The following is a 14,000-nucleotide window of genomic DNA, read 5'->3' on the forward strand; positions in this document are numbered from 1 at the left end:
CTTAATGTCTCTTTTGTGGAAGCTAATATGTTTTTAAAATAAACTGGTAAATCAACCAAACCGATTATGGGCTCCGGCCATCTCTCCATGAATACTAACAGAAATCAGTGATAAAATTGACACAACAAATAGTATTGCAATCAAATATTGTATATAATAATTACTCTTCTTCTTATTTACTATTGTCACAGGAAATTTTATAAAACTATTTTTCAGCAGCATAAGAATTACAACCAAATTTGCGATATATAAAATATGATTTAGCATAACTTTACCGGATATTATTCCTGTTACAAGAAAACTTAAAACAATATATAAACCAAAATAGATGGTTGTAACCCATCGTACCTCCCGTCGTTCAGCTTTGAAGTTTAGCTTTCTAATTAGCAACCATATAAACAGAGCAGCCAAAACGATAAAAAATGCTGATAAAATTGCACTAATAAGCGAGATATCTCCTGATTTATCAAAAATCTGAAATCTGGAAACAAAATTTTTCATTTGCAACGACTCACGAAAAATGATTAATGGAATACAAACAAAAACCGCAAGAAATGAAATATTATTTTCCCATTTTTTTGTTTTTTTTTCAGATACCGGCCATTCAGAAGTAAATATCGCATATGCCATTGAGCCACCTCCAAAAAAACCTATACTATACTCCATCACATTCCACATGTTAAAAGGGATTTCGAGAACAGTTCCCACAGTTTGTAAAAAATTACCAAAGGCAAAGCCAAAACCTGCTCCCAATGAAGTATACAGGGCCACCCGAAAAGAATTTACAAAACCGTTTCTCAACATATACCAAACCATGGCAAGCCCCGCCCCTAAACTCAATGCCCAGGCCTCAGAACGAGGAGGAGTCATCAAAACTTCTAATTGAACAACAAGAAGTCCGTAAACAATTAGTGCGCCCGCAGTCATTTCAACAATTAAAGACGGCCAGATAACTTTTTTATTTGTTGTTGAATCAAGGGAAAGCGCAGTTAAACCGCCTCCAATCAAACCAAATAAACCACCAATTACAAAAAGCATAGACAAACCGTAGAAGGCATTGACAAAATCATCGCTTCGTCCATAGCCTACTACCCTTCCGTAACTTATCATTCCTGTTAATCCCCACCCCAAAGCTGAACTTAACGTAACCGGAAGCATTTTTGAGTACCAGTCTTTTCTTTGTGCAACTAATATAAGGACAAGAGTTCCAATTCCTCCTGCCCAGGCAGCTCCCTGCTCATGACCGAATTGCCCGCGAATCGCCCAGGAAGTTCCTAAAGCCATTGCAACCACAAGAACGGCAATCCAGCTATCTGTTTTATTTTCTTTCAACCCCATTTAATCCGTCGGAAGCTATAAATATCCTACTACTTCTTTCAATTTATATATTGCAAAAAACAAATTAAAAAGTAAGGTCTTGCGATGTGCGGCAACCTTACTTCTGATTAACTAAACCATTCAAATTTAATGTTGCCATTATGCATTTTCATTTTATTAAAAACGAATTTTATTTTTTACAATAAGCATCTGATAACAACAATAAATCATGCGCTTTTTGATACCAGTAAAATTATGAAATTTACAAAAAAAGAGTTTCTTATATTTTAGGCAATACACATTAAATTTTAACCAAAACAAATAGAAACAGACAAATCAAAACTAAATTTAAATCAATATAATTTACATATTAAGAAAAACGCTGAATCGTAGGCAGGATAAGCGTTTTAGTGCTAAATCCTTTTAGCTGTTTGCGCTTAAATTGCTAAATTTGAGACAAAAAATAACCAACAAAGATGCCATTAAAAAAAATAATGATATTTATCCGACAGATATGCCTTAGAAATATATTTTACAAGGACACTGACTGCAGTTCCTGCAACAGATCGTCTAAAAAAACCACTATCGCCGATAAAATTCCAATCATAATCTTTAAAGCTTTTAAAACTTTCAATGTTCTGTTGTATCAAAATAAATCGATTTTAAAAGTTAAAATTTCATAAAACAGAAACAAATTTCTATTTGTTTACCATTTTACACTTCCTTAATTTTAAAGACGAAAAGTTAAAATAATACAATAGCGATATAAAAGAGAGAAGCGTTTTTATGACTTTAAAGAAGGCTAATGTTCTCTGATATTTTCTAAATCATATCTTCAACACATTTATTCTTAAAATGATAACACAACTATTTGGAATTACTTTAATCTAACTTTATTACTATGAAGAAATTAATCCGTTATTTATTTTTTTGTTGTACAATTGGAACTTTTATAGTACTTCAATCGTGCGAAGAGGAAGCTGAGCTACAGGTATTTCCGTTATCTGCCGACATTTTTCACAGTGTAAGCGATAAACAGGTTGCTTTTACAGCATTAACGCACAGTGCAGTAACCTGGTCGTGGGATTTTGGTGACGGGCAAACCAGTAACGAAGAAAATCCGGTACATATTTATGATGAAGGAGGTTATTATGTTGCCACACTTACTGCGACAGATAGTGAAGGAAATACGGCAACGGCTGACGTAAATCTTGCAATTGCCCTAACTCCTTATGCTCTGCTAACAGGTGATCATACAAAACCTGATTACGATGGAAAAACATGGAAATTATCTCAAGCTCATTCGCTTAACGATAAACTTGTAAACCCGGATGCTAATTTTACCTTACTGGATGAAGATATCGAATATTTGCCAACCGGAGCCTTTGATTTATATCTCGGATTAAAGGAAGCTTATAACGACGAGTTTACCTTTTATAATGATGGCAGTTACAGGCACGACACCAAAGATGGCTCTTCTTTTGGAGGGATTGTTTTTGCCATGGTTATGCAACAGTTCGGACTTTCAACTATTACAGAAACAGGAGGAGAAGCTGTTTTTGGTGCCGATGCATTTGCTTTATCAACATATACACCTGAAGAAAATGCGACATTCACATTTGTCGAAAACGAAGACTTTTCCATTCCTACCATTCCAAATTTTGCAACCGGTGTTAATTCATTGAATATACCGATAGTTACGTATCCCGGCGTAATGACCATTGATTTTCAAAACTCAACAGAATTTGTGGGGATTAAGGATTTCCATCGGAAAGTTATTGTAGAAGAAATAACAGATAACTCAATGAGACTGGTCATGTTTCTTACGCTCAGTCCCGATGCCATAGTCAGTCAGGATCCATTAATTGCTTTGAGCACAACTGCAATGATTCTCTCATTTGAAGTAGTAGAATAAAACACCAAAATAACAGACATGAAATATAAAAATTCATTATATAAAACGGCAAAGAACTTTGTTTTTATTGTTCTTTTATTCACATTTACTCAAAGTGTTTTTGCCTCTTCAACAGAAACTAAATTAGATGATGCCCGGCAAAATATGACAGTAACAGGAACGGTTACATCTGCAGGCGACGGACTAGCACTTCCGGGATTGAGTATTTTGCAACAGGGAACAAACAACGGTACAGTAACTGACATTGATGGAAAATACAGCATAGAAGTTCCTCAAAATTCTACTTTGGTATTTTCTTTTATTGGATTCAGAACACAGGAAATCGATGTTCAGGGAAGAAATACCATAAATGTAAGCATGGAAGAAAACATTGAATCTCTTGATGAAGTTGTGGTTACAGCACTTGGTATAAAACGCGAAGAAAAATCGTTGGGATTCTCTGTGGGCAGAGTTGCCGGAGAGGAATTAACCCGCGTTGCACAGGAAAATGTTTTGAACTCCATGGCAGGTAAAGTCTCAGGAGTAACAATAAGCTCAACAGGTGGAACCGGTTCCACCGTTAACATGGTTATTCGCGGTGCCACTTCACTGAGTACCGACAACCAGCCATTGTTTGTTGTAGATGGTGTACCGATGAATAATACAGCAGATAATGTGGGTGGTTTTGGGTCAGATAACCGGGTCGATTATGGAAATGCCATTGCCGACCTTGATCCGGAAAGTATTGAAAGTGTATCCATTTTAAAAGGGCCCAGTGCAGCAGCACTATATGGAACACGGGCCGGTAACGGAGTCGTACTCATCACTACAAAAAAAGCCCAGGCGAATCAAGAATTAAAAGTAACTGTTACATCAAATACCGTATTTGATATTCCTTCTCGCTTTTTAAATGTGCAAAAACAATTCTCCACAGGATTTTTCTCTTTTCGTCCGGAAGACGTTGGCAGCAACATTCTGCCTGAAATTACGGCAGGTGATGCAACAGGTTCGGGGCCGGAAACGGACAAAGGTTACTGGGCAGTACAATGGCAGTCTCCTGTTGATGCAAATGGTGTTCGTGTGCCAGTGGAGGTTGTCTCCTACCCCAACAATGTAAAGAATTTTATTGATGATTTTGCAATTACAACTACAAATGGAGCTTCGATTGCAGGCAGCAGTTCAAATTTAAATTACCGTTTGGGAGTGACCAACATGACACATAGTGGGCTGGTTCCCAATTCCGACTTAAACAAAAATAGCGTGTCTCTTTCTGCTAACTCGCAGGTTCGAAAAAACTTTAACGTAAGCACTGATGTCAATTTCACAAACAGCTGGGCTAAAAACAGGCCTGCATCCAACCGGGGAACCAATCCAATGCAATGGGCATACAACCATCCGCTAAATACCGATATCAGAGATTTACGTGATTACAATACACCCGACGGAGTTCTTCGGGTTTCCGGAAATCACGAAAATCCGTATTTTCTGGCTTACGATGTAAACAACAGTTTCAACCGGTATAGAATTTATGGTAATATCACAGCTACGTGGGACATAACTTCTCACTTTAGTTTAATGGGAAGATATTCGTTAAATAAAACTGATGAAGTACGTGAAACAAAAATCGCTCCGGGCTATACCAACGAGCCTAACAATGGAGCATATGGGATAGTAAGTGCAAATGGTCTGGAACGAAACATGGATTTTTTAGCCACCTATACCAATAAATGGGGCGATTTCGATGTATCTGTTTCCGGAGGAGGAAATATTTTGTATTCCAGATCTTCCAACATAAGCAATTCGTCAAAATCAGGCTCGGGATTAAATGTTCCCAATGTATTTACCGTTCAGAATATTAGTTCAGGAGCATTAAATTACACCAACTACAGAAACGAACGTGAAATTAATAGCTTGTATGCTATGGCAAATCTCAGTTGGAAAGAAATTGCATATCTTGATCTGACTGCTCGTAATGATTGGTCGAGTACATTACCCGCCGAAAACCGCTCCTACTTTTATCCTTCGGCCTCATTGAGTTTAATGGTTGACCAGATATTTGATTTGGGTAACAAAGTTAACATGTTCAAAATAAGAGGTGGCTGGGCGCAAGTCGGAAACGACACAAATCCGTACCGTCTCTATCCCGTATATCAGGATGCGGGACAATGGGGTGAGGCAGTCAGATTATCCAAACAAGGTAAACAGTATACTTCAAACCTTTTACCGGAGGAAGCTACTTCCTTTGAGATAGGTACTGAAATCAGATTGTTTTCTAATCGTTTGCGCTTTGACGGAACATATTATAAAGTCGATAACAAAAACCAAATCCTTGATGTTCCATTAGCGTCATCGACTGGCTTTAGCGAGGTCCAAATAAATGCAGGCCTTTTACAAAGCAAAGGTGTTGAGTTTTTAATTGGGTTTACTCCTGTAAGAACGAGCGATTGGAACTGGGATATAAATATAAACTTTTCCAAAAACGAAACCCGGATTCTTGAACTTTCTGATGGAGTTGAGTTTGTTGAATTCTGGGATGAGGCAAGGGTTAAAAATATCGCCTACGTAAAAGATGGAACACACGACGGATTGATAGGAAATTTGTATTCCAGAAAGGTAACGCGGGTTGAAGATGAAACCTCACCGTATTACGGTTATCCAATTTTGGGGAGCGGACTCGATGCCGAATGGGTAGCAGAAGAAGAATACTCTAAAGTTGGAAATTATAATCCCGACTTTATTATGGGGATGCAGACCTCCCTTTCATACAAAAATTTCTCACTAAGTATGACTTTCGACTGGCGTTCAGGAGGCCAATATGTATCACAAACCTACCGTTATCTTTCAGAATCGGTGATGACGCAAACCTGGCTTGATGAATTGGTACATCCCGGAGATTTAGGTGGCGGAGCAAGCCAGGAGTTACGTGATTGGGTCGTGGCAAATGCTGACCAATTGCTGCTGGCAGACCGCCTACGCCCGGTAGGTGGACCTACACCGGCCTATGGAGGTTTTCCCGAAAGTTTTAGTGGTTTTACTGTATATGATGGAACGTTCGCTCCGGGTGTAATGGGAGAGTATGATGAGAATGGGAAATTTATTCTGGAACAGGAAAACCTTGGTGGAGAGGGAACAGTATTCCTTCCTTATGTAGTTAGTTATCCGTGGGATATCGGTGAAGCAAACCTTTTTGATGCAGATTACATAAAACTTCGGGAAATTTCGCTTAGTTACAGGCTTCCCAATCGATATTCGGAAAGACTGGGTATGCAAGATGTGAACTTCTCCATTTACAGTCGTAATATTATGCTTTGGACAAAAGATGCAGACCTGGGGATTGATCCGGAAAGGGCTTTCCAGGCAGAAGGAAATGGAAAATTTAGTCAGGGAGTTGAAAGGTATAATGCCGATCCCTGGGTAGTTCCGGTAGGATTTAAACTAAATTTCTCCTTCTAATTTTAAATTATGAATGTCATGAATAAAATAAAAAATAGCTTTATTATCGGTTTAACTATCGTTTTTACTTTAGTTGTTTCATGTAAAGATTTGGATGACTTAAATATTAATCCAAACGGAGTAGACCCTGAAAATGCTGACCTTAATTTGTTATTGCCAACGATTATTACCGGCATAGGGCAAACTGTAGTCAATTTGGGTTTTGGAGACATTGCCGGAGTCATGCAACATACACAGTACGATGGATGGTCGAGCGGACACAATGATTATGACTGGGATAACCAGGATAAAAGCTGGTCAGGATATTATTCCATTTTGCGAAACGTTGACGAATTTTACCAAAAGGCCGTGGAAGGAGGATATGAATTTCATCAGGGAGTAGCGCTGATAATAAAAGCCTACACATTCGGTCTCATCGCTGATCTTTGGGGGGACGCACCTTATGCGGAGGCGCTTAAAGCAGAAGAAGGATCAGAATATTTTAATCCTGTTTTTGATGATCAAAAAACAATTTATGAAGGAATTCTCGCTGATTTGGAAGTGGCCAATACCCTATTGTCTGGCGCCAGCAGCTCTTATGAAAATATAAATGATACGCAAGACGTACTTTATGCAGGAGACGCAACAAAATGGAGAAAATTTGCAAATTCTCTTGCATTGAGGTATTATATGAGATTATCGGCAAAAGAACCTTCTCTTGCTGAACAAGGCATAAGTAAAATTACTTCTGCACCAGACACTTACCCAGTGATTACATCTGCAAATGACGACGCAAATGTTGGTTATGTTGGTAATTCTTCTTCTGATTCATGGCCAAGTACTATGGAATTTGAAGAAGATCCAAGTGGAACATACATGCGTAACAAATTATGCGCAACGTTGGTTGATGCTCTTCAGGAGTTAAACGACCCCCGTTTGGGAGTTTGGGCGAACAAAATAGAAATTCCGTTGGTTTTAGTTAGTGGCGAAAAAGTCGACAGGATTGTGGATGGCAAGCGCGAAATTTCACAGGATATCGTTGACGACTATGAAGCAGCCTGGGGCGTTGGAATCGATTACGATGAAGATTTTGTAGGGATTCCTCCGTCTGTTTTTGCAGCTTCTCAATATAATTTAAATCCAAATCTCGATCAGGGAGTATATAACCCCCACTGTTCTCAATTGAATGATATCTACAAAGAAAGTGACGGGCCGCTTTTACTTATGCGATTGATGTCGGCAGCCGAGGTACATTTTATTCTTGCTGAAGCTGCATCCTACGGATGGGTGTCCGGTACGGCAGAAGAACATTACATGGGGGGAATTCAGCAATCATTTAACGCATGGGGAGTTGGAGACCAGTTTAGTGCATATATTGATGGCGCTCCTTATGACGGATTGGAGAGTATTATTAAACAAAAATGGATTGCCAGCTGGACAGCTGCGGCAGAATCGTGGTTCGATTATAGGAGAACCGGACTACCCGAGCTGCAAACAGGTGAATCGGCCAAGCGGCAAGCTTTACCTTTGCGTTTTTATTATCACTATGATGATGAAATTTCAAAAAACACTGAAAATGCGGAAACTGCGATTGCAAAACTGGAACCCACCCAATATAAGGGTACTGATGTGAGCAACAACAGTGCATGGTCAAAATTCTGGTTATTGCAGGGAACAAATAAACCCTATTAAAGCATATTTATCCCATTTTTTTAATAAGCAGGCAATTTATGCAGTTGCCTGCTTATTATTGTATCAAATTCAAATAAAATATTTAAATGAAAAAACTGATAATAATTTTTCTTACTACACTTTGTACAGCGGGCTTTGTATTTGCAGGAGAAAATGATCCGGTAACACCCGAGAATGCACTTCAATCGTATTTAAATAACGGAGATAAATCTTTTGCTTGGGAAGTTGAAGAAAAAATGGAAGCAGATGGCGTTACGCTTTACAGAATCATATTCACGTCTCAAAAATGGCGCGAATTGATTTGGAAACATGAACTTACTGTTATGGTGCCTGATGATTTAAAATACCAGGATGCTCTCCTGTTTATTACAGGAGGAAGTATTAAAAACGGCGAGCCCAACATTCACGAATGGGATAAGGACGAAATCATTTTATTTAGTCAAATTGCAAAAACCAATAAAGCCATAACAGCAATTGTATGGCAAATTCCCAATCAACCAATTTTTGACGGAAAAACAGAAGACGAAATTATTTCATACACTTTCCACAATTTTCAAAGCGACAATGACTATACCTGGCCCCTTTTATTTCCAATGACAAAAAGTGCAATCCGCGCAATGGATGCTATCCAGAAATTTGCAAGCTCCGATTTACAAACCAAAGTCAATGAGTTTGTTGTTTCGGGTGCCTCAAAACGAGGATGGACAACCTGGCTAACAGGGGCAAGTGATAAACGCGTAAAGGCGATTGGCCCGATGGTTATCGACATGTTAAATATGCCCGTAAATATTCCTTATCACAAAACTGCGTGGGGCGAATACAGTATCCAGATTGAAGACTATGTAAAATTAGGTGTTGCGCAGCAGGTAGGCTCTGAAGAGGGAAATGCCCTGGTAAAAATGATTGATCCCTATTCGTACCGAAAAGCACTTACAATGCCTAAAATGATTTTTAACGGCAGCAACGACGAATACTGGCCTGTTGACGCAATCAAAAACTACATCGACAGTATACCGGGCGATAATCATCTTTGTTATGTACCTAATGCCGGTCACGGACTTGGAGATAAAACAAAAGCGATAAACACCCTCAGTGCATTTTTTGGCGAAGCCATTACAGGAAATGGTCATCCAAAATGTGATTATACTGTTAATGAAGAAAATGGAACGGTTAAACTGAAGATAAAAGCTAATGAAAAAATTCTGAAAGATGCTGTGTTGTGGAGTGCCGAATCTGATGATCGTGATATTCGCGATGAAACATGGAAAGAAAAAAGCCTTGGGGAAAAAGGGAAAAAGGAATTTACGGTAACTGTAAAATATCCTGAATCAGGGTTCAAAGCATTTTATGTTGATCTTGTTTATCAACCTCCTTTTGGAAACGATTATACACAAAGTACCCGCATATTCTTGATGAATGATAAAGAAATACTCCTGGGCCGCGGAGAGTAAAATCACTAAAATGAAAAAAAGTATAATAATTGTCTTTGTATTGTTCTTTGCAGCAATACAAGGACAAACACAATCGTTTAAAGCCGGTGCTGCAATGCGTGATATAACCCCGGAAAATCTTATCCCAATTTCCGGAGGAATGGGAACTCCGGTTATGCCTGATGATTTCCGGGGAAAACTTACTGTCCGTGCACTGGTTCTGGAAGAAGGTGATACAAAAGTTGCTATTGTTGGAATAGACAATATTGGCTGGCCCGCATATTTGGGAGATCGTTCCCGAAAATTGATAAAAAACATTGCGCCCGAAAATATAATGATTGGTGTTACTCACACCCATAGCGCTCCGGATGCTTATGGATTTCCAGATGAAAACGGGAATACAGGTGCTGATTTAGATTATCTGAACTGGTGTGTTGTACAAATTGCCGATGCTGTAAATGATGCGGCAAAGAACCTCCAACCAGCAGAATTAAAAACAGCCGTTGCCAAAGCAGAGGGAAAAATTGCCTACAACTATTATGCTCCACGCCTGTACGATCCGCGAATGGGTGTAATACAGGCCGTTGCAACAACAGGAAAAAACAAAGGAAAAACAATTGCTACGTTGGTGAATTATGCTACTCACCCGGAAATTCTGGGAACAAAAAGTAAACTAATTAGTCCTGATTTGTGTGGCCCGTTATACGACCGCATTGAATCAAAAACAGGTGGCGTTGCCATTTATATAAACAGCGCCCAGGGAGGAATGGTTACTGCTGATAATCGAAGAGAAAACGGAGAAGAAGCAAACGACTGGCAGGAATGTATGCGGATTGGAAACCTGATGGCAGATGAAGCTTTACGTATTATTCAAACCGCTCCTGTTCAAAAAAAACCACAACTTTACTGTATTTCCAAAATAATTGAATTGCCAGTTGACAATGAAGCAATGCAATTTGTATTTCAACACTCACCCGTTGCACAACTGGGCAAAAAAAGGGTTGACGATTTTAGTAAAGTTTCAACACAAATAAATCTGGTAAATATCGGAACAGCACAGGTTTTAACTATTCCCGGAGAAGCATTGCCCAATATTGGCTTTTATTTGAAGCGATATATGAAAACAGAGCAACCTTTTCTCTTTGGTCTAACGAACGATGCTTTTGGGTATATACTTACTAAAGAAGATTTTAATAGTTTTGAAAGATACAACTATGTTTCAAGGACATCGTTGGGCGAAATGACAGCTGAAATATTGGAAAATGAGGCTTTAAAACTCATCAACGAAAATCCGGCTGCCGGAAATTGATAATAAATTTTCGCTACCCTACTTGTACATTTCCCTGGCTGTGTAAAACCTCCAAAACCGAATTTTTGTAGCTTCTTCCTATCGGAAGTTCTTTTCCGGGTAATTCTATACTGCTTGATGTAAAAGCTTCTATTTTTTGCACCGATACGATATATGATTTATGAATACGTATAAATCCCGAATCCGGTAATTTTTCTTCCATATTTGTCATACTCGTTTTTGTAATTATCTTCTTACTATCGGTATAAATCTGGACGTATTCACTCAACCCTTCAACATACATTATTTCATTTAAATGAATTTTAATTACTTTTTTATTTTCCTTCACATAAATAAAGGCTTCTTCATTTTGAACGTTTGCATTCACCGGCTGCTCTGCGATCAAATCTTCCTGTGAAACCTGGTAATACTTATTAACCGATTTTAAAAATCGCTCAAAAGTTATTGGCTTTAGAAGATAGTCAACCACATCCAACTCAAAACCATCAAGCGCGTACTCGCGATATGCAGTAGTTATTATTACTTTAGGCGGGTGTTTTAATGTTTTTAAAAATTCGATACCAGTAATTTGTGGCATTTGAATATCCATAAACATTAAATCAACGGAGTACTTTTGCAACGCATTAAGTGCTTTCATTGCGTCGCTGCATTCTTCAACTATTTCAAAATTTTCCAACTTCTCAATGTGGCTTCGCATCAAATCACGCGCGAGGGGCTCATCATCAATTACGAGACATTTTGTTTTCATGGCAAAAATGGGTTAGCTTTTGTTATCTGTAGCTATTAAGTTAGTAATATTTAAAATCAAATCATTACATCTTTTAATGAAACAATTCAATACTAAACTCTCTAAAATTATCATCAATGTTTTCAATTATTCTGAATTTCCCGGGAAAACTATAATTCAATCGTTTTCTCGTAATTTCAGCATTTTTGTTTCCTGTTAATCCAAACTGTTTCTCGCTCCAAAACGAGAAAGAAAAAAGTAAGTATTTCTTTTCTCCTTTTATAAGGACGGTACTTTCGAACGATTCGTTACACGAATAACCTAATTTTATCGCATCATTTAAAAACGGCAACAACAAAAAAGGCGGCACCAGATACGACTTGAGGTGGCCACTAACAAAAAAATTACTGATCAATCTATCTCCCAATCCCAATTTATGAATTTCAAGAAATTCCTCAATAATCTTGATTTCCAGTTGTAAAGGAATTAATTCATCGTCGCCTTCGTATAAAAAACGATTCAGAAAATTGGAGATTTTGATAATCATATTTGGTGTATGTGCTTCCTTAGCCTGCGATATCTCTTCAAGCTCCTCCATTAACGACAGGATAAGTATGGGTTGCAGTTGATAACGATAAATTTCAAGCTCCGTTTCCATATTCGACTGCATCAGGTCTTCCTGTTTGGTTTTTGAAGTATACCAAGACCTCCCCGCTTTTATTGCCAAAAAAACAAGAATAATATAATGATTTCCGATACCGCTGATAATGATATTTTTTATATTCAGGTAGTTGGGAGCAAATACTTTAGAAGAATCAAAAGGCTTAAAAATTAACTCATTGCTGATTACCAGCTCAATAATTGAAAACACAATAAGAAAGACAAAAAGGGCAAAAACAAACAAAAAATAACTACCTCTGAAAAAAGTTTGCGGTATAAGCAAATAAGCAATTAAATAGGTATGAACCATAAAAACGGGAAGTGTAACAATGTAATACATAAACCAGATAAAATACTCATCTACACCGAATCCAAGACTCTGAATCAGAGTAAATGAAACAACCCACGAAAGCCAAAAAATGGCGTGCAGCATTATTTCCGATCTAGCGATATTTTTTCCGGCTAACTTCAACTTCTTTTTCTTTTAAAAATAAATCAACTTTAAAAGAATCATTTTTGCTTACGATATCAAGTTCATAACCTTGTTTTGAATAAATTAAATCGAGGCGCTTTTTAAGATTCGTATATCCCCTACCCTCCATCTCATCGTTTTCTTGCTTTAAATGGACTTTAGGCCTGCTGTTTTCTACTGTCAGGAAAATTTTTCCAGGTTCAACTGTAATTTTAATTTTAATCCACGGAGTTCCCGCATCCAAACTACTTCCGTGCTTAAAACTGTTTTCTACAAGAAAAAACAAAATCATTGGGGGTATCTTAAAATATTTTACTTCTCCTTCTTGCTTAAAATCGATTTTCAAACGTTTTCCGTAACGCAATTCCTCAAGTTGAATATAATTTTTAACCAGTACAATTTCATCCTCTAATTCAACAAACTCTTTTTGGCTTTCATCAATTATATAAATCAATACCGTTTTAAACCGGGCAATAACATCGAGTGTTTTTGCCGGATTAAGCAATGACAGCGCATAAAGGTTATTAATTGTATTAAACAGAAAATGAGGATCAAATTGCGACTGAAGAAGTTTTCCCTGGGCCTCCTTATTTTGCTTCTCAAGCTTTTTATGGAGACTCTCGGTGTATAAATAGTCCTTTACATATTTTCCAATACAAAACAATGCCACAATAAATGTCATGTCTTTTGTATTCACAATGATAAATCGAAAATTTACAATCCCCTCTCTTTCAATATTCTCAGGAGAAATTGAAGAATAAAATATATTGTTTGACACCACCAGTTTCAACGCTGAAAGCGCAACTCCAACCAGAATAAATAAAAGTATAAACCACCAAATGTTTCCTTTTAAAAGGTACTCGGGAATCAATAAAAAAATGGTAATGTATGCATAACTAAAAAAGAAAAAAGCGTTTATAAGCGTTACCCAAAATGAATGCAATAAATTGTCGGTTTTGTTCTGAACATGCAAAATGATGGTAAAAACAAAAACAGTAACAAGGAAAAAGATAACATGTCTTACCGCCCGATACTTAAAACTATTTTCAAAAAACAGCTTATTCATT

The 14,000-nt window shown here is 37.6% G+C and carries 9 protein-coding genes; 5 read left to right on the top strand and 4 right to left on the bottom strand.

The window, feature by feature from the left end; genetic code table 11:
- Positions 1-51 precede the first annotated feature (51 nt).
- On the bottom strand, positions 52-1,332 hold the full coding sequence (locus tag K5G00_RS11650; RefSeq protein ID WP_238766337.1) for a hypothetical protein: 1,281 nt from the start codon (positions 1,330-1,332) through the stop codon (positions 52-54).
- Between the two features lie 886 nt (positions 1,333-2,218).
- Here K5G00_RS11650 and K5G00_RS11655 point away from each other — a divergent pair.
- The 5 genes from K5G00_RS11655 (at position 2,219) to K5G00_RS11675 (ending at position 11,074) form a co-directional block, all read left to right on the top strand.
- Positions 2,219-3,232: a PKD domain-containing protein gene (locus K5G00_RS11655; protein WP_238766338.1), complete on the top strand. Its 1,014-nt coding sequence runs from the start codon at positions 2,219-2,221 to the stop codon at positions 3,230-3,232.
- Between the two features lie 18 nt (positions 3,233-3,250).
- The gene (locus K5G00_RS11660; RefSeq protein WP_238766339.1) at positions 3,251-6,664 is read left to right on the top strand and encodes a SusC/RagA family TonB-linked outer membrane protein; all 3,414 of its coding nucleotides are present in this window, start codon (positions 3,251-3,253) and stop codon (positions 6,662-6,664) included.
- Positions 6,665-6,682: 18 nt separating this feature from the next.
- Positions 6,683-8,335: a SusD/RagB family nutrient-binding outer membrane lipoprotein gene (locus K5G00_RS11665; RefSeq protein ID WP_238766340.1), complete on the top strand. Its 1,653-nt coding sequence runs from the start codon at positions 6,683-6,685 to the stop codon at positions 8,333-8,335.
- 86 nt (positions 8,336-8,421) lie between these two features.
- Entirely contained in the window at positions 8,422-9,786 is a 1,365-nt protein-coding gene (locus K5G00_RS11670; RefSeq protein WP_238766341.1) for a PhoPQ-activated pathogenicity-related family protein, read from the top strand.
- Positions 9,787-9,796: 10 nt separating this feature from the next.
- A complete protein-coding gene (locus K5G00_RS11675; protein ID WP_238766342.1) occupies positions 9,797-11,074 on the top strand; it encodes a hypothetical protein in 1,278 nt (425 codons plus the stop codon).
- A gap of 13 nt (positions 11,075-11,087) precedes the next feature.
- Here K5G00_RS11675 and K5G00_RS11680 read toward each other — a convergent pair whose 3' ends face one another.
- The 3 genes from K5G00_RS11680 to K5G00_RS11690 form a co-directional block, all read right to left on the bottom strand.
- Complete coding sequence (locus tag K5G00_RS11680) at positions 11,088-11,822, bottom strand: LytR/AlgR family response regulator transcription factor (protein WP_238766343.1); 735 nt, start codon at positions 11,820-11,822, stop codon at positions 11,088-11,090.
- Between the two features lie 73 nt (positions 11,823-11,895).
- Positions 11,896-12,933: a histidine kinase gene (locus K5G00_RS11685; RefSeq protein ID WP_238766344.1), complete on the bottom strand. Its 1,038-nt coding sequence runs from the start codon at positions 12,931-12,933 to the stop codon at positions 11,896-11,898.
- Entirely contained in the window at positions 12,905-13,999 is a 1,095-nt protein-coding gene (locus K5G00_RS11690; RefSeq protein WP_238766345.1) for a sensor histidine kinase, read from the bottom strand. The genes K5G00_RS11685 and K5G00_RS11690 overlap by 29 nt, the downstream gene beginning before the upstream one ends.
- Position 14,000 lies beyond the last annotated feature (1 nt).

It is taken from the genome of Maribellus maritimus (assembly GCF_022267315.1).
Classification (GTDB): domain Bacteria; phylum Bacteroidota; class Bacteroidia; order Bacteroidales; family Prolixibacteraceae; genus Draconibacterium; species Draconibacterium maritimum.